The sequence below is a fragment of the Polaribacter atrinae genome, assembly GCF_038023995.1.
GTDB lineage: Bacteria > Bacteroidota > Bacteroidia > Flavobacteriales > Flavobacteriaceae > Polaribacter > Polaribacter atrinae.
This window is the reverse complement of the sequence record NZ_CP150660.1, coordinates 3,573,877-3,591,747: the sequence shown is the minus strand read 5'-3', so window position 1 is coordinate 3,591,747 and position 17,871 is coordinate 3,573,877. Positions and strand designations below refer to the sequence as shown.

Genomic DNA, 17,871 nt, shown 5'->3' with positions numbered 1-17,871 from the left:
CTTAAATAACGTTAACTTGATAAAAACAGAAATTATTCTTGTGTAATTTCGAATAAAATAAATTGATTTAATTGTCTACCATACACCTGAAAATTATCATCAGCAACCAATAGTAAAGATTGATTTCCGTTGACTAATTTAGGACCAAATGTAATCCCCTCTATATTATCTATAATACTATCCGTTAATTTACTATCAACTTCTTCAAAATTTAATAACAAGCGCTTTTCAAGCGGAATAAAAGCTGCTTCTTTTAAAGAATCCATATTTAAAACATTGGTAGTTTCTTCCTTAATAACAGCGTCAAAAATTCTTACAATATTCCCATGAGATCCATAACCACTTTGGTACGTTCTTTCAATAATAAAAAAGTGATTTTCTTTGTATTCTAAAATTGAAGTAAGTCCATTTAAATTGATATCTCCTTTGGATGGTTTTGTAATATGTTCTAATTGATATGCAAACTGTTTTATTGGTTTTTTAGATATTTTATCAAAATAAGTAATTCTAATTGGTGATGACTTTTTTGTAAAAGTAGGATCTTCTCCATCCGTTTTTAAAGGTCCTTCCATGGCAACCCAAAATCCTTTGCCATCAATACTTTTAGAAGAACCTTCAAAAACAGCATTGTGTTTTATATTTTTATTTTCACTTAAACTTTTAGGCAGTTCGTAGGCTTCTATAAACTTTCCGTTTATATCTGTTTTAAAAATAGTCGGACTTTTATCTTTATAAATAGATCCTTCACTTACAAAATGAACCTCATCTGTAGTTTCATCTACAAATATCGATTCTAAATCTAAGGCATTTTCTTTATAAAAAGCAGTTGTACTGTCATTTAATAAAACTACATTTTTAAAATCTACAGCATCAATTTTATTTTTATTGATCTTAATTTCTGCTTTTACAAACCGAGGATTTCTTGCATCATCCACCACAAAATAATAAGCTCCGTTTGCATAATCTACACCAGACAAACCACCAATAATTGTGTTTTGAAATGATATTGAATCTGCTAAAACAAATTCGTCTAAAAAATTAAGTTTTGTTTTTTTTTCACTTGTACAAGACAACAAAAAACTGAATATGACAATTAGTAAAAAGAGCTTTCTCATGGAATACAATTAACTATTTAAAACACGGTTACTTTTACCAATCATTGCTTTGCATATTAAAAATTGCGCTACAATATAGGTAATCATTATACTGATACCAAACATTTCATTAGCTTCATAAAACTTGTTAATAGCTAATAAAGTATCTGATAGTATAAAAAATACGGCTCCTAAAAAAAACCATAAATTCTCTGTACTCTTTTCTTGAAGATAATTTAACAATGCAAGGGTACCAAAAGAGCAAATAACAACTCCATACATAATTACTGGAAATAGCATTTCTCCTAATCGCTCATTAATCAAAAAAACAACACCTCCAAAAACAATTATAAACGGAATGGAAGCTGTTATTATTTTAATGAAACTTATTTTTTTTAAATAACCTGCTGATATTTTAATATAAAAAATATGAGCCATTAAAAAAGAAACCAATCCAAACATAAAAAACTCTGCTTCTAAGAGCAAGAAAAGGTCTCCCCAAAAAGAAAAAAACAATGCCGAAACAAACCAAAAGCTAGCTTTATTTACAGCAGACAAATACACCATCACTAAAGAAATAGCGATAAAAGGTTTTGTTACAAAAGATAAAAAATCATTAAATAATAGCCCTAAAATATGCAATGCAGCAATTATTAAAAAAAATGCTGATGCCGATAATGTTTTGTTGTGGTTGTTTGTCATTATAATTTTCTTCTGTTATCGTCAGATTTTGTATCTATCAGTTTATTGTAAGGATCTACCCCTACTTCAACTGGTTTTTCATCAACAATAATTGTAATTTTATTATTAATTTGTGTAATCTTATGTTTCTTTAAATACAGTTCTTTTTCCTTCTTTTTTCCATCAACTTTTTCTTCAGCAAAAATACCAATATCAATATAATCTTGTAAAGGAAGAGACAAAATTGGCTTGCTCATTTTTTCTGATTTATAAGTTAACGTATCACCTACCTTTTCTCCGTAAAACTTCTTCCCTTTTTCATCATTTCTATATTTAGAAACTTCAAATTCAATATCAACTCGATATTTTCCACTCTCTAATTCTGTAGATTTCACTTCTACAATTCTGTTTTTATAAAGCGTTATCGTCTCAAACATATCTTTAATTACATATTGTAAAGAATCTGGAGTTACTGCTCTTATATAATTAACCATTTCTACAGAAGTTGTATAAGGCGCTTCTTGAAACTTCACTTTTTCTACATACTTTTTTAAAGCACCATTTAAGGTTTCTTCACCAATATAATCGCTTAAAGCATAAAAGACTAAAGATCCTTTTTGATAACGAATATATCCCTGTCCGTCATTATACATTAAAGGGTTTTCTCTTTTTCTTTCTAAAGTTCTTTGCATTAAATAACCATCTAAAGCCTCTTTTAAAAAGGTACGCATTTTAGGTTTTCCATTCTGATGTTCTAAAACTTTTAAAGAAACATATTCAGATAAACTTTCTGATAACATTGTTGCTCCTAAAACATCGGCACCAATTACCTGATGCGCCCACCATTGATGTGCTACTTCGTGTACCGTTACTGCAAAAGGATAATCTACTCCATCATCATTTGTATCATCTACAGCGGCTATAAAACCAAAACCTTCAGAAAACGGAATTGTATTTGCAAATGATTGCGCAAAAGTTCCTTGTGTTCTTGGAAACTCTATAATTCTTAATTGTTTATGTTGATAAGGGCTAAAGTATTTTGCATTATATGTTAAGGAAGCTTTCATCCCCTTCATCATTCTATCTAAGTTATAATCATGTGGTTTGTGATAGTAAATCTCTAAACTAATCCCTTTCCAAACTTCTTTTTTAACTTGATATCTTGCGGAGTTAAATGCGTAAAAATTCAACATTTTACTATCCATTTTATAATGGAAATATTTACGATTTCCTTCTGTCCATTCTTTTTGCAAATAACCTGGTGCAATTGCAATCTGATCATCAGACGTAGAAACTGTTGCTTCAAAATCTATCCAATCAGAATCTTTAGAAATATAAGTGTTTCCTAAAGCTAAAGAATCTGTAGGTTGCGGACGCAAATTATTTGGTGGTAAATCGTATTTTTCTCGTGTTTTATTGTCTGTAAGTTCTCCACCAGAAGAATAGCCTAAAGTAGGAAACATACTACTATTTATAAATGTTCCGTTTTCTCTAATAGGAGATTTCTGCTCGAAAGTGGTGTTTTTATTACTTTCTAGATGTACTGTTAATTGTAAAGAATCTCCAGGTTGTATTTTTTTATCGAACTTATAAATATCAAAATTAAAAACAGTGTCTTCTAAAACCAAATTGTTTGGCTTATTAAACTTAAAAGTACTTTTTAAAGAATTATGGTTTAATAAAATACTGTCTATTGCCTTATCTGTTTTGTTTATCATTGTAAAAATAGCACTCGCTTTGTACGTTTTTTTCTTCGGATAAATTTCTACATCAGCATTTACAGCTACAATTCTTGGTTGTTTATAATCTTCATATTTTTTATATGTTTTCTCCCATTTAACAGCATTTAATTCTGCTTGTTTTGATGCTGAGTGTTCTTCATCAGACTTTGTTGCCTGATAAATAGTAACTCCCAAAGTTAAAAAAGCAACTAAAACTACTGTTAAACTAATTTTTTGAGGTCTTTTAAACCTAGCAATTGCTATATCTACTCTTTCAGAAAAAGAACTTGGTAAGCCTCTAACCCAAAATAAAAGACTTGCAATTAATAATAAAGTTCCTCCTAAAATCCAATAGATTTTGTACCATAAATATCTAGACAATGCAGAGCCATAACCATTCATATCAGAATAACTAAAACCGGGTCCTTCATTGTATTTAAAGATAGCTAATTCGATTCCTACTAAATCTAAAAACGGAATTCCGATAGCGATTATCAACAAAACCAATAAACCTAAATATTGATTTTTAAATAGTGTTTGTACAAATATTGCTAAGAAAGCCCAAATTACATAGTTTAAAAACTTTAGTGCGAATAGCTCTTTTATATAATGACCAATTTCGAAATTATAGTATCCTTGATAGGCTTGAAACAACATACCAGAAACCATAATTACTGCCAATAAAACCAATTGCATTTTTAAAATAGCAATTAATTTAGAGAATAATAAAGTCCAATTTGGTATTGGTGTACTATCTACCAAATGATTAATTTTTGCAGTTCTTGCTCTTTGCACCAACATACCTGCGTATAAAAAAGTACAAACATTAATTACAAATAGACTAAAAATATTTCCGCCGCCTAGCATTTGCCAAGTAACAGGTAATGTATCTGTTCCAAAAATTTCGCTAGAAATAAATAAGGTTCCAAATAACATTAAAAGCCCTACTATAAGAATACAAATAAATGGTAAACTCTTAAAAATATATTTAAAATCAATATTAGACAACCTCCACATTACTTTTAAATTCTGAATAAAAGAATAATTGTACGTTACTTTTGGTAAAGTTATTTTTGTAATACCGCTAAAATTAGTTTTTGTAACTCTTTCTGATTTTACTTTTCTAAAAGAAAATGTAATTGCATTCTGATTGAATTTAAAGAATTTAAAAACCAAACCAAAAACTAAAGAAGAAATTACCAACCATAATAACCTATTGTAAACAACTAATTCTTTAATAGGAATTTGCATTTCGTTCTGTTCAGAAACAGTCCAATATTTAGTATAATAAGAAGATGCAGAAGAACCATAAGGATCTAAAATTGCTAATAAAGTTGCGTGTTCTGGTTCTGATAAAATGCTAGTAATTGCTCCTTGTACAAACATTAAAATAATTACCGTAATAAAACCAGCGGCAATATTTCTAGAGAAAGTAACAACCGCAAAAACAACAGCTCCAAAAAACAATATATTGGGTAATAAATACACCAAATAAACTGTTAAATAAGTCATTATATTAAAATCGCCCACAATGTCTGAATTGGTTCCAGGGAATCTAAAACCAATAACCATACCCAGTGCAACCACTAAAACAATAGCAGAAACCACTACAATACCACTAAGAAATTTAGCGAATAAATAATTTGTTTTTGTAAACGGATACGAAAATAAAATGGTGTGCATTTCACTTTTAAAATCTCTATAAATAGAAACCCCAATAATAGAGGGAAATAAGAAAAATATTAAAATTGTAAATGCATTAAAAATACCGGTAACACCAATTGGCGAATTTACAATTCTAGAAGAACCTGTTGTTCCTGTAATTCCGTCCCAAATACCTGCAGATGTTGCTGATAAAAAGAAAGAAACTATTAAAAATATAGATATATAAATATAAAAAACAGGCTTGTTAAACCAGTATTTTAATTCTTGTTTAAAAATAGTTGAAAACATTTTTTTTAGATTGATGGATGATTAGATTGTTGGATTTTTAGAAAATTAGAATTTTTACTTTCTAACTTTTCTCTTTAAAATTTTTAAACCAAAACTGGTTCATCTTGTTTTAAAGCGATAAAATACACATCGTCTAACTGTGGTGTTGCAGCAATAAAATCTTCCGAAGGTTTTTCTGCAGCATGTACTCTTATGTTTAATGTATTGTCTGTATTAAAATTTCTAGACAATACATTATAAAGCTTCATGTTTTCTTCTAAATCATCTTTCTCTATAATCTTGGTCCAAATAGTGTTTTTTAATTCTTCTGTAGCTTTTTGTGGTGTAGAATGTTTTAATATTTTACCTCCGTTTAAAATAGCCATTTCATTACACAATTCCTTTACATCCTCTACAATATGTGTAGAAAAAATAACTGTACAATTGCTACCAACTTCTCTTAAAACATTTAAAAAACGATGTCTTTCTGCTGGATCTAAACCTGCAGTTGGTTCATCAACAATAATTAATTTTGGGTTATTTAAAAGTAATTGTGCAATACCAAAACGTTGTTTCATTCCTCCAGAATATCCTGCAACATGTTTGTGCCTTACTTCGTATAAATTAGTAATTTCTAAAACTTCTTTTACAATTGCTTGTCTTTCTGTTTTATTGGCTATTCCTTTTAAAGTCGCAAAATAATCTAACAATTCTTCTGCAGACATTTTTGGATACACACCAAAAGATTGTGGCAAATAACCTAACACTTTACGCAAAGACATATTGTCTTCTAAAACTTTAATATCACCAAAAGTAATTGAACCAGAATCTGGACTTTGTAACGTTGCAATGGTTCTCATTAAAGATGATTTCCCTGCACCATTTGGTCCTAATAAACCAAACATTCCGGTACCTATTTCGATACTTAAATTATCAATAGCTTTTACTCCGTTTTTATATGTCTTGGTTAAATTTTCAATTACTAACTTCATATTCTTGGTTTTAGTGATATTACTTTGGTGATTAGTGTAAAAGTAAGCACTTTTGTTACATTTTTTTGTGATTATTTATGTGGAATTCCTAAAAAATCGTATTATTTTTACCATTGGAAGTATAAAATGTACTCGCTATTTTTTCTTATAATTTTTTAAATAGAAAAAAATAACCGAACTCACATTTTACTTTAGAAATTTTCACATTAAACTTTATAAACTTTTATAATGGCAAAAAAATCAATTTTAAATAAAGATTCACTTACATTTTTAGAGAAATACTTAAATAATGCTGCACCAACCGGTTACGAATGGGAAGGTCAGAAAATTTGGATGGACTACCTAAAACCTTATGTCGATACATTTATTACAGATACTTACGGTTCTGCTGTTGGGGTTATAAATCCGGATGCAAAATACAAAGTAGTTATTGAAGGGCATGCAGATGAAATTTCTTGGTATGTAAATTATATTTCTGACAACGGATTAATTTACGTGATTAGAAACGGAGGTTCTGATCATCAAATTGCACCAAGTAAAATTGTAAACATCCATACTAAAAACGGCATTGTAAAAGGTGTTTTTGGATGGCCAGCAATTCATACTAGAGATAAAGCAAGTGAACAAGCGCCAAAACCAGATAATATTTTTATTGATACAGGTTGTGCTACTAAAGAAGAAGTAGAAGCTTTAGGCGTACATGTTGGTTGTGTAATTACCTATCCAGATGAATTTCACATCTTAAACGGAGACAAATTTGTTTGTAGAGCTTTAGACAACAGAATGGGTGGTTTTATGATTGCCGAAGTAGCTCGTTTATTAAAAGAAAACAAAAAAGAATTGCCTTTCGGATTGTACATTACCAACTCTGTACAAGAAGAAATTGGTTTACGTGGAGCAGAAATGATTACACAAACTATTAAACCAAATGTAGCTATTGTTACCGATGTAACACACGACACCACTACTCCAATGATCGAGAAAAAATCTGCTGGTCTTTTAGAGTTAGGTAAAGGTCCGGTTATTGCTTATGCACCAGCTGTACAACAAAAATTACGTGATTTAATTACAGAGACTGCCGAAGCTAAAAAGATACCTTTTCAGCGTTCTGCACTTTCTAGAGCAACAGGAACAGATACAGATGCTTTTGCATATAGTAACGGTGGCGTTGCTTCTGCTTTAATTTCTTTACCTTTAAGATACATGCATACTACTGTAGAAATGGTACATAGAGACGATGTAGAAAATGTTATTAAAATGATTTATGAAACTTTATTGAATATTAAAGGAGGAGAAACTTTTTCTTATTTTGAATAAATAAAAAATAGATACGAATTTCACTAATTCACACTGATAAAATTCCGTTTTGTCGTTCCGAACGAAGAATGAGGAGGAATCTTATAATTATATACAAGCATTATGAGATTTCTCAATCGCTTAAAAAAGCTCATTTCGAAATGACAAACGAACTCTTTATCAGCAAAAGCTAAATACCTAGACTTTTCAGGTTTTTTGAAACCTGAAAAAGTCTTCTATAAAATAATGGACGAACTCATCGACATTTTAACTCCCGAAGGAAAACCTACAGGAAAAACAGCTTTAAAATCTGAAGCACATCAAAATGGTTGGTTTCATGCCACTGTTCATATTTGGCTTTTTACTTCGGATGAAAAAATACTACTTCAAAAAAGAGCGCTGACTAAAAAAGTATTTCCTGGTTTGTGGGATATTTCTGTTGCAGGACATGCTGGTGCAGGAGAAGATCTTTTAACATCAGCAAAAAGAGAAGTCTTAGAAGAAATCGGTTTACTATTAACCGAAAAAGACCTCATCAAGATTGGTACAAGAATTCATCAAGTTTCTCATTCAAACGGAATTATAGATAACGAACATCATCATGTTTTTATAGCTGAACTAAAAGTTCCTTTATCAACTTTAAAAATTCAGGAAGAAGAAGTTGATGCCATTCAATTATTTGATTTATCAGTATTAAAAAATACTAAAAACATAGAAAACGTTTTACTACCAAGGTTTCACGATTATTACTGTTCGGTATATAATCAGATCATAAAAAACATTCAAAACTCACATCAAAATGAAAAAAAATAAGGTTGTAAATTTATTTGGAGACAGTAATAATATTCAAAATACAGAAGTAAATTACTCTACATTATTAGAAAAATTTGTGAATCACTTTGATGATGAATTTAAAGATTACGAATATCACGAAGACGTATATGAGTTTGCCCAAAATACTTGGAACTTAGGAAATATGCGATCTATTTTAGATACATCTGAATTTAAAAACATTATTACGTTAGCAAAAGAAGATGGCGAAGATTATCGATTATTAGAAAAAATGACAACCTACAAAGTCAATCATTTTAAAGAATTTACAGAATTTATAGTCGATTTTCATTTCTTTGAAAAGAATGGAACCCCAAAATTAAATGTAACAACACAATCTGAAGACGACTACCTTACTGAGATGTTGCAAATGGATTTCCCTAATGAAGAAACCGATGAGTTTGAAGAAAATTTTATTAATAGATCTGCAATTTCTATAAAACCTCTACAACCTTTTATAGATTGGCATAACACTATTTATCCAGATTCTAAAATTGATGCAACTACCTTTAATGACGTTAATATTTATTTAATTAACAATAATAGTTTTGAAAATATCGAAGTGCATTTAAAAAAGAAATTCGATAAATATTTTATGATGGAACTAGATGGTTGGCATACTAATAAAAAAGAATGGCCACAAAAACGTAATTACAAAATGTTTAAAAATTGGTTTCAGGTAACTATTTCTACGGCCGTTTTTGATTTAGAAAAAACTCCCGTAAGTAAAAGTTAAGAATAAAATTTATCAACAAATAAAAAAAGGATGAAAAATTCAATTGCAGAACGTGTTTACGATTTTTTAAAAAACTACCCGCCTTTCAATTTATTAACGAATAATAAAATACTTGAAATTGCCTCTCAAGTATCCATCATATATTTAGAAAAAGGGAAAGTTATTTTTAACGAGCATGATGAAATCCATAAACAGTTTTACATTGTAAGAAATGGTGGAATTAGCTTGTACAAAAACTCTAATGACAAAAAATCATTGATAGACATTTGTGATGGTGGAGACATTTTTGGTTTACGACCGTTAATTAGTAAAGAAAATTATTTACTCGACGCAATTGCCAATGAAGAATCTATTGTCTACGCTATTCCTATTGAAATTTTTGAATCGGTATCAGAAAGAAGCTTAAAAATCAATAAATATCTGCTAACATCCTTTGCTTCAAACTCTTTTGACCCTTACACAAATGAACAAAACAACAATGTTTTTACAGATTATATAGAGACTGATAATTTAGCATACTCTAATTTACACTCTGTAAATTATACAAAGAAACCTTTAACTTGTACCATTAAATCTACCGTTAAAGAGGCTGCAATTAAAATGAGTGACCAAAGAATTGGCTGTATTATTGTAGTTGATGATGCTTGTGTTCCTCTAGGAATTATCACAAATAGTGATCTTAAAAATAAAATAGCGACAGGTCTTTTTTCTATAGATACCTCGGTGAAAGAAATTATGTCTTCTCCGGTAATTACGCAATCTAAAAACCTAACTGTTTTAGACGCTCAATTACAGATGATAAAACATACCGTTGGCCATTTGTGTATTACAGCAGATGGAACAGGGAACTCTAAATTGATTGGAATTTTAACAAATCATGATGTTTTAGCATCTCTTGGAAACAACCCTACAGTTATTTTAAAAGAGATTAAACGCGCTAAAAAGACCAAAGAAATTCGTGATATTAGAAACAAAGCAAACCAACTTTTAAAATCTTATTTAGAACAAAATATTCCGTTATCGCATATTTCTAAAATTATCTCAGAAATTAATGACGGTGTTACCACAAGAGTTATAGAACTTTCTTTAAAAAAGATGGAAACTACGCCTCCTGTTAAATTTACTTGGTTAGCATTAGGGAGTCAAGGTAGAAAAGAACAACTTTTATATACAGACCAAGACAACGCTTTAATTTTTGAAGATGTTGCTAAAGAAAAGTATACAGAAACTAAAGAATATTTTTTAAAACTAGCCGGACATATTACAAAATCGTTGCATAAAATTGGCTACGAATATTGTCCTGCAGAAATGATGGCAAGCAATCCTAAATGGTGTTTATCTTTGTCTGAATGGAAGGATCAATTTAACGACTGGATTTTTAATGTTAACGAAGAAGCTATTTTATTATCATCGATTTTCTTTGATTTTAATGCCATTTATGGTGAGGTTTCTATGGCTAAAGATCTAACTACAAGTATTTTTAAAACCCTTAATGAAAGAAGTCTTCTATTTACATTTTTAGGAAAAGAGGCAATTGCAAGCCCTTCTCCTTTAAGTTTTTTTAAACAGTTTCTAGTAGAGAACAATGGGGATCACAAAGACTCTTTTAACATAAAACAAAGAGCATTAATGCCATTAATTAATGCGGCAAGACTTTTAACACTCTCTAACAATATTTTTGAAATTAATAATACCGCTCACCGTTTTGAAAGGTTAGCAGAAATAGAGCCGCAAAATAAAGAACTGTACCAATCGTGTTCATATGCTTTTAAAGCCTTGCTAAAGTTTAAAACAAAACAAGGTATCTTACACAATGATTCTGGTAAATTTATTAAATTAGACTCTTTAACTAAAGAAGAAAAATTAAAGCTAAAAAGGTGCTTTAAACCCATTAGAGAAATTCAAGAAGTACTTTCTATCAGATTTAATTTAACCAACAGGCTATAATCATGAAATTTAATTGGTTTAATAAAACAAGCAAAAAAGTACTCCCAGAATTCTTTCTAGAATATGAAGAAAGTATTTTAAACACGCCTAAGTTACCTCTTAATGAAACCAGGTTTGTTGTTTTTGATACCGAAACTACTGGTTTTAATAGAATGAGAGATCGTGTATTATCTATTGGTGCTGTATCTTTAACCAATAATACTTTAAATGTAAATGATAGTTTTGAGGTGTATTTAAAGCAAGAAGTATTTAATCCAGAAACGGTACACATTCATGGAATTTTAAAAGAAGGGAACATTACAAAAATCACAGAGTTAGAAGCCTTAAAGCTATTTTTAAAATACATTGGTAACTCTATTTTAGTAGGACATCACGTTGGTTTTGATATTATAATGATCAATCAAATCTTAGAAAGAAACCAACTACCAGAAATTAAAAACAAAACATTAGATACAGAGCATTTATACAGAACCTCTAAACACACCGTTTATCAAAATACATTACAAAAAGAGCGCTACACTTTAGATAAATTATGTGATGAGTTAAACGTATCTAAAAGCGATAGACATACCGCAAGTGGAGACGCTTTAATTACGGCAATTGTATTTTTAAAAATAATAGCTCGTTTAAATAAAAATGATAACCTAACGGTTAAAGAACTACTATCTAACTAAAACTTCATCATATCACGTTACCGTAAATAATTTATCCTCCTTAATATTCTAAACCGATAATACCTCTCACCTTATCTAAGGTTTTAATCAAGTTTTTAGAGAAATCAAAAGTCATTATATCACTTTCTTTTTTGTTTGCTCTTAGAAGGTTATTAAAGTGTTCCGTTTCAAAATTATAACCAATTGTTTTAGTTTTAAAATCAATAATTTCATCTTTACCATTTTCTGTAATAGTTACAGTTGTAGGCATATGAAACATGGTATTTATTTTTATAATTCCTGTTTCACAAGTAAAAATAGCTACTGTAGCAGCATTTTCTAACAAAGTACTTTTTAGAACGGCTTTAGTGTCAGTATAATCAAATATCATATTACAGGCTGAGTCTGCTCCGTTATCAAAAAAAGTAGCATCTGCTTCTATAGAACTTGGAGTACCTAAAGTAGATAATGCTGCAAAAATTGGATAAATACCAATATCTAACAAACTACCTCCGCCCACTTCTTTTTTAAATAATCTACTATCATTATTGAATGCTCTAGAAAAACCAAAATCTGCTTCTAGCTTTAAAAGCTTACCAAATTTCTCATTTTTTAAACATTCTAAAACATAGGTATAATGTGGTAAAAAATACGTCCATAATGCTTCCATTAGCAACACATTATTTTCCTTGGCTACAGTTATCATTTCTTCTACTTCTTGCAAATTCATTGCAAAAGGCTTCTCGCATAAAACTGCTTTTTTATGCTGTAAACAAAGTATAGCGTGTTCTTTATGAAAACTGTGTGGAGTTGCAATATAAACAGCATCTACCTCTGCATCATTTGCTAAATCTAGATACGAGTTATAGGCTTTTTTGGAGTTATGTTTTATCGCAAATTTATCTGCATTTTCTTGACTTCTAGATGCCACAGCAACTAACTCTGCATTTTCTACTGTTGCTAAATCTGTCGCAAATTTTTGAGCAATATTACCTAACCCTATAATTCCCCATTTAATTACTTTCTTTTCCATACTAATTCTTGTAATAATATCAAAAAAAGGTCTTTCAGTTTAAAAATATGAAAGGTCTACATTAGTTAATCTAAAGTATTCTCAATTAACTTTCTTTTTCATTTAAAATCGTTTTATCAATATTAAAAAAACCTAAAAAGAAAAATAAAACAATTAAAGAAACAACGTGAATTATGTTTAAAGAAACATCGTTTAACACATCGTACGTAATTTTTAAAATAGCCAATAAACTGATAATCAACGCTACTTTACTTTGCTTATTTATCGCTTTAAACACAAATAATAGTGAGAAAAATATCACTAAAATACATCCTATAAAATTCAGCCATAAATAACTAATTATCGGTTCTAACCCTTGCGATTCTAAGTTATAAATTCCGAAATAATAAATAGAACAAATTAATATTTGAGTAATTAAAGCTGCTCTAAAAACCGCATTTCCATTTACTTTTTTAAAGAAGAACGCTAATAAGAAAATACCCAAAACATTTCCGTAGAAAATAGACCCAATAATATTTACAAGCTGAATTAAATTATCGAATAAATTAGCCACACAAGCCACCGAAATGGCTATAATTCCCCAAAGCAATGTAAACCACTTAGAAGCTTTTACATAGTGTTCTTCGCCTTTATCTTCCCTTACGTTTCGCTTGTATAGATCGATCGCAGTTGTACTTGCCAACGCATTTAATTCTGACGCCGTAGAAGACATAGCTGCAGATAAAATTACAGCTAATAAAAGTCCGATTAACCCTCTCGGTAAATTGTTTAAAATAAAATGGATAAATACATAATCTTTGTCGTTCGATTCTATTTTTTTTATTGATTTCTCATTTACTTTTTTAATGATTTCTTTAGCCGATTCTTTCAAAGCCAAATCTCTCGTATTTAGTTCTTGAATTCTAGTAGCTTCTTCTGCCTGAAATCCATCTGAAAACAACAATCTTTTATCGTTTTCTATAATAATGTGTTCTCTTTCTAATTCTTGATATTCTGTAACATATTCAGAATTTTGAACGGCATCATTTGCGGTAGGATTAAAGTTTAATGGTGATGCATTAAATTGATAAAAAACAAAAACCATCACACCAATTAACAGAATAAAAAACTGCATTGGCACTTTTAAAAATCCGTTAAAAATTAAACCTAACTGACTTTCTCTAACCGATTTTCCAGACAAATAACGTTGCACCTGACTTTGATCTGTTCCAAAATACGATAACATTAAAAAAGTACCTCCTAAAATACCTGTCCAAACGGTATATCTGTTACTTAAATCAAAAGAAAAATCTAGCACTTCCATTTTATTACTAGCACCTGCAATTTCTAATGCATTGGTGAAGGTAATATTCTCCGGAAGCTGGCTCATAATCATAAAAAATGCAATTAGCATTCCAATAAAAATGATAATCATTTGTTGTTTCTGCGTTACGTTTACGGCCTTTGTTCCACCGGAAACGGTGTAAATAATCACTAAAAAACCGATGATAATATTCAGCGTTAACAAGTCCCAGTCTAGTACTGCACTTAAAATAATTGCAGGTGCAAAAATGGTAATTCCAGCCGCTAATCCACGTTGAACTAAAAATAAAATTGCTGCTAAACTTCTCGTTTTTAAATCAAATCTTCCTTCTAAAAACTCGTATGCGGTGTAAACTTTTAATTTATGATAAATAGGTATAAAAACGACACAAATTATAATCATTGCAATTGGCAAACCGAAGTAAAATTGTACAAACCCCATACCACTATGAAACGCTTGTCCTGGTGTAGATAAAAACGTAATAGCACTCGCTTGTGTTGCCATTACAGACAAACCAATCGTCCACCATTTAGAGTCACTTCCTCCCTTAATATAATCGGTTACATTGTCGTTTTTTCTAGTTACATAAGTACCATAAGCTACTATAAAAATAAGGGTAACAGACAGAATTATCCAATCTATAAGATGTAGTTTACTTGTAATTTCCATAGCTTAAGCTGTAAAATAATTAGTAATTAAATAAAACGCAATAATGTAAATTACATTTGCTATTAAAACCAATGAATATTCTTTTTTCCAAGTGTATTTTTCTTCTTTCATCTTATTTTTATTAGAAGCTATTTCCTGCTTTCGTTACTCGCTTTTTTTACTTCTGTTCTCGATACAAATTTGCTCATTCTTCTCAAATTCACTCGAACTGACAGTAAAAAAGAGCTCAAACAACTAACTCAATCAGGGCTAAACTTGTTTGCCACTTTTGTCCTTTTTAAACTTCACTTTAATATTCCAACTTGAAACCTCAAACTTGAAACCTTAAACCCTGAACCTTACTTTGAAACTTCTTTTCCTACAGACAACATATTTGCAAATAATCTATATGCTCCAGAAACTCCAGCAGGAAGCTCTCTAAAGAAACTTAAACCTGTATAAATATAATTTCCTTTACCATATTTTGCTATTAACAAACTACCCAACTTCATGTGCTCTCCTTTATCGTTCATAGATAAAACAGGCACATATGCTTCATGCCAAATATTAGGAAAATACAAACCACGTTCTTGTACCCAACCATTAAAATCTTCGTTGGTAATTTTATTAGGAAAATTCATTAAAGGGTTGTCTTCTGCTAATATTAAAACATCTGCAGACTCATCTGTTACTCTATCTCTAGACAGTTTTAAAGGATACGGTGCCGCAACATCTACATTTCTATTGGTGTTGTACTGCACAATCATATTTCCTCCTTTTGCTACATATTCTAGCAAGAATTTTTGTTTGAATTTTAGTTCATCAACAACATTATAAGCTCTAATACCTAAAACAATAGCATCGTATTTTAATAAATTCTCTTCATTAATATCAAGAGGTTTTATAATTTCAACGGTATATCCAATCTGACGTAAACTTTCTGGAACCGCATCTCCTGCTCCTTTTATATAACCAATCTTATTTCCTGCTTTTTTAATATCTAAACGAACAACTTTTGCTTCTGAGTTTAACAAAACACTTTGTTTAGGAATATGATTGTAATTAATTTCTACCAATTCTTTGTCATAACTTTTTCCTTTAGAAACAGCAACAACCTCTAGTTTTCCTTCCGAAGCAGTTTTAGGTGGTGTTACTAAAAAAGAAACCGTTTGTACATCTTCTTTTTGTTCAATATTAAAATTAACTTCTGTAGGAGTTACACTCCAATTTTCTGGAACTTTTAAACTTACTTTTCCTTGTACAAAAGGAATACCTGCTCTTACTTCTACATCGATATTTTTAGGAATGCTATCAGAAAAAATAAGTACTTTGTTTTTAATTTTTGTGGTTACTTCTGGTAAAACTTGATAAGGTTCATAAATTTCACCTTTATCGCTTTCAGCATATCTTCTAATAATATTTTTTGAAATTGTTATCGGAATAAAATCTATAATTAATTTATAGCTTATTTTAGAAATACCTGGTGTTTCTGGCAACCCAATTAACTCTTGATTATCTACAGCATACATACCTAAACTAGCTTCTTTACGCAACCAATAAGGATCTGTATAAGCAGTTGTTTTTAAAGCAACTGTTTCTTTAAATGTAAACTTTGTATTCTTTGTTAAATTAAAACCTTTAAAAATTTCATTATTATCTAATTCAGAAATAATAGATGTTAATTGAATATTTACATCGCTTCTATTTAAGATTTCAAAATTTACATCAATTTTAGAATTCGGTGTTCCAGAAGAGCTATTTGCAGAGGCTTCTATATACAAACCTGCACAAGCTTCAATAATTTCTTTAATCTGCTTTTCTTTAATTGTTCTCCAATGGTTGTCTTCTAAATCTTTAATCATGCTATAGGCTAACATTAATTTAGGTAAATGTTTAGACGGATTTATAAAATCAAAATTATCTTCAACATCCTTTAAAATCTTACCAATTGAACTACCATTTTTTAAACGACTCCAAGTAGTATTGATTCCTGCAAAAACATCATTTTTCACTTTTAAAGAATCTCCTTTTAAAAACTCTACATATTCTTTTTGAGAACCTCTTGTTGTCAATCGTCCAAAACCTTGACTCAAATGTTGGCTACTTGCTATAGACGCAATCTCATTATTAGACAAACCTTTTAAAGGGTAATACTCTCCAATATCAAAAGAAATTAAATCTTTTGCAGCTTCGTTAAATGCTTCTTGACTTTTAAAAGAACGAGAAGAAATATTATGAAACAAACGTTTTGGTTGCCAAGTTTCTGTATATTTTAATTGAGATGGATATTTTGTAGAATCTGCTACAATATCAAAAGCTTCTACACTTAACATTGCAGAACTTGTATGATGCCCGTGTGTTGTACCTGGAGTTCTATGATCGAATCTATTTATAACTACATCGGGTTTAAAAGTTCTAATTGCCCAAACAACATCACTTAAAACCGCTTCTTTATTCCAAATTTCTAACGTTTCATCTGGATGTTTAGAATATCCAAAATCGTTGGCTCTTGTAAACATTTGCTCACCACCATCAACTCTTCTAGCGGCTAATAATTCTTGAGTTCTTATAACCCCTAATAATTCTCTAATTTCAGAACCAATTAAATTCTGACCTCCATCTCCTCTTGTTAACGATAAATAACCTGTTCTTGCTTTTACATTATTAGATAAATAGGCTATTAAACGCGTATTTTCATCATCTGGATGCGCTGCAATATAGAGAGCAGTTCCTAAGAAGTTCAGTTTTTGAACTTTCTCGTAAATCTGATTCGAGGTTAATTTTTGAGGTTTTTGAGCGAATACTGAAATAGAAATCAGTAAAATTGCAAGTGTAGAAAGTAAAAATTTCTTCATATTTATATATTGGTCAATTCTTCTTTGGTAAAGTACCGTTGATACTGAATATAAACGTGTCAACAACATTTTTGAAAATAATCTTTAGAAAAATCTTAGATTACCATAAAAACAAATGTAGTTTTTTATCAGGGTTCTTGAAATTTGTT

At 29.9% G+C, this 17,871-nt stretch carries 12 protein-coding genes; 5 read left to right on the top strand and 7 right to left on the bottom strand.

All coding sequences use genetic code 11. From position 1 onward, the window contains the following. Positions 1-32: 32 nt before the first annotated feature. The 4 genes from WG945_RS15635 to WG945_RS15620 form a co-directional block, all read right to left on the bottom strand. Positions 33-1,115: an esterase-like activity of phytase family protein gene (locus tag WG945_RS15635; RefSeq protein WP_068450145.1), complete on the bottom strand. Its 1,083-nt coding sequence runs from the start codon at positions 1,113-1,115 to the stop codon at positions 33-35. 9 nt (positions 1,116-1,124) lie between these two features. Beyond that, complete coding sequence (locus WG945_RS15630) at positions 1,125-1,796, bottom strand: lysoplasmalogenase (RefSeq protein ID WP_068450142.1); 672 nt, start codon at positions 1,794-1,796, stop codon at positions 1,125-1,127. After that, positions 1,796-5,449 carry an ABC transporter permease/M1 family aminopeptidase gene (locus WG945_RS15625; protein ID WP_068450140.1) on the bottom strand — a complete coding sequence of 1,218 codons (3,654 nt, stop codon included), beginning with the start codon at positions 5,447-5,449 and terminating at the stop codon, positions 1,796-1,798. The genes WG945_RS15630 and WG945_RS15625 overlap by 1 nt, the downstream gene beginning before the upstream one ends. Positions 5,450-5,532: 83 nt before the next feature. Continuing rightward, a complete protein-coding gene (locus WG945_RS15620) occupies positions 5,533-6,420 on the bottom strand; it encodes an ABC transporter ATP-binding protein (protein WP_068450138.1) in 888 nt (295 codons plus the stop codon). 228 nt (positions 6,421-6,648) lie between these two features. Between WG945_RS15620 and WG945_RS15615 the strand changes: the two genes are divergently transcribed. The 5 genes from WG945_RS15615 (at position 6,649) to WG945_RS15595 (ending at position 11,904) form a co-directional block, all read left to right on the top strand. Then, complete coding sequence (locus WG945_RS15615) at positions 6,649-7,737, top strand: M42 family metallopeptidase (protein WP_068450136.1); 1,089 nt, start codon at positions 6,649-6,651, stop codon at positions 7,735-7,737. A 225-nt stretch (positions 7,738-7,962) separates the two neighbouring features. After that, on the top strand, positions 7,963-8,529 hold the full coding sequence (locus tag WG945_RS15610; protein WP_068450134.1) for an NUDIX hydrolase: 567 nt from the start codon (positions 7,963-7,965) through the stop codon (positions 8,527-8,529). After that, entirely contained in the window at positions 8,516-9,283 is a 768-nt protein-coding gene (locus WG945_RS15605) for a hypothetical protein (protein ID WP_068450133.1), read from the top strand. Before WG945_RS15610 ends, WG945_RS15605 begins: the two co-directional genes overlap by 14 nt. A gap of 30 nt (positions 9,284-9,313) precedes the next feature. Beyond that, positions 9,314-11,230, top strand: a complete 1,917-nt coding sequence (locus tag WG945_RS15600; RefSeq protein ID WP_068450131.1) for a DUF294 nucleotidyltransferase-like domain-containing protein — start codon at positions 9,314-9,316, stop codon at positions 11,228-11,230. Between the two features lie 2 nt (positions 11,231-11,232). Beyond that, a complete protein-coding gene (locus WG945_RS15595) occupies positions 11,233-11,904 on the top strand; it encodes a 3'-5' exonuclease (protein WP_068450129.1) in 672 nt (223 codons plus the stop codon). 40 nt (positions 11,905-11,944) lie between these two features. Here WG945_RS15595 and WG945_RS15590 read toward each other — a convergent pair whose 3' ends face one another. The 3 genes from WG945_RS15590 to WG945_RS15580 form a co-directional block, all read right to left on the bottom strand. Further along, entirely contained in the window at positions 11,945-12,916 is a 972-nt protein-coding gene (locus WG945_RS15590) for a Gfo/Idh/MocA family protein (protein ID WP_068450127.1), read from the bottom strand. 85 nt (positions 12,917-13,001) lie between these two features. Next, a complete protein-coding gene (locus WG945_RS15585) occupies positions 13,002-14,888 on the bottom strand; it encodes a sodium:solute symporter (RefSeq protein ID WP_068450126.1) in 1,887 nt (628 codons plus the stop codon). A 338-nt stretch (positions 14,889-15,226) separates the two neighbouring features. Continuing rightward, positions 15,227-17,722 (bottom strand): PIG-L family deacetylase, encoded by a 2,496-nt coding sequence (locus WG945_RS15580; RefSeq protein WP_068450124.1) that lies wholly within the window; start codon positions 17,720-17,722, stop codon positions 15,227-15,229. Positions 17,723-17,871 lie beyond the last annotated feature (149 nt).

Excerpts from the sequence above, each read along its gene's own strand:
- WG945_RS15595 (WP_068450129.1), top strand. The coding sequence starts at position 11,233 with ATGAAATTTAATTGGTTTAATAAAACAAGCAAAAAAGTACTCCCAGAA.
- WG945_RS15620 (WP_068450138.1), bottom strand. The coding sequence starts at position 6,420 with ATGAAGTTAGTAATTGAAAATTTAACCAAGACATATAAAAACGGAGTA.
- WG945_RS15625 (WP_068450140.1), bottom strand. The coding sequence starts at position 5,449 with ATGTTTTCAACTATTTTTAAACAAGAATTAAAATACTGGTTTAACAAG.
- WG945_RS15600 (WP_068450131.1), top strand. The coding sequence starts at position 9,314 with ATGAAAAATTCAATTGCAGAACGTGTTTACGATTTTTTAAAAAACTAC.
- WG945_RS15635 (WP_068450145.1), bottom strand. The coding sequence starts at position 1,115 with ATGAGAAAGCTCTTTTTACTAATTGTCATATTCAGTTTTTTGTTGTCT.
- WG945_RS15585 (WP_068450126.1), bottom strand. The coding sequence starts at position 14,888 with ATGGAAATTACAAGTAAACTACATCTTATAGATTGGATAATTCTGTCT.
- WG945_RS15605 (WP_068450133.1), top strand. The coding sequence starts at position 8,516 with ATGAAAAAAAATAAGGTTGTAAATTTATTTGGAGACAGTAATAATATT.
- WG945_RS15610 (WP_068450134.1), top strand. The coding sequence starts at position 7,963 with ATGGACGAACTCATCGACATTTTAACTCCCGAAGGAAAACCTACAGGA.
- WG945_RS15615 (WP_068450136.1), top strand. The coding sequence starts at position 6,649 with ATGGCAAAAAAATCAATTTTAAATAAAGATTCACTTACATTTTTAGAG.
- WG945_RS15580 (WP_068450124.1), bottom strand. The coding sequence starts at position 17,722 with ATGAAGAAATTTTTACTTTCTACACTTGCAATTTTACTGATTTCTATT.
- WG945_RS15630 (WP_068450142.1), bottom strand. The coding sequence starts at position 1,796 with ATGACAAACAACCACAACAAAACATTATCGGCATCAGCATTTTTTTTA.
- WG945_RS15590 (WP_068450127.1), bottom strand. The coding sequence starts at position 12,916 with ATGGAAAAGAAAGTAATTAAATGGGGAATTATAGGGTTAGGTAATATT.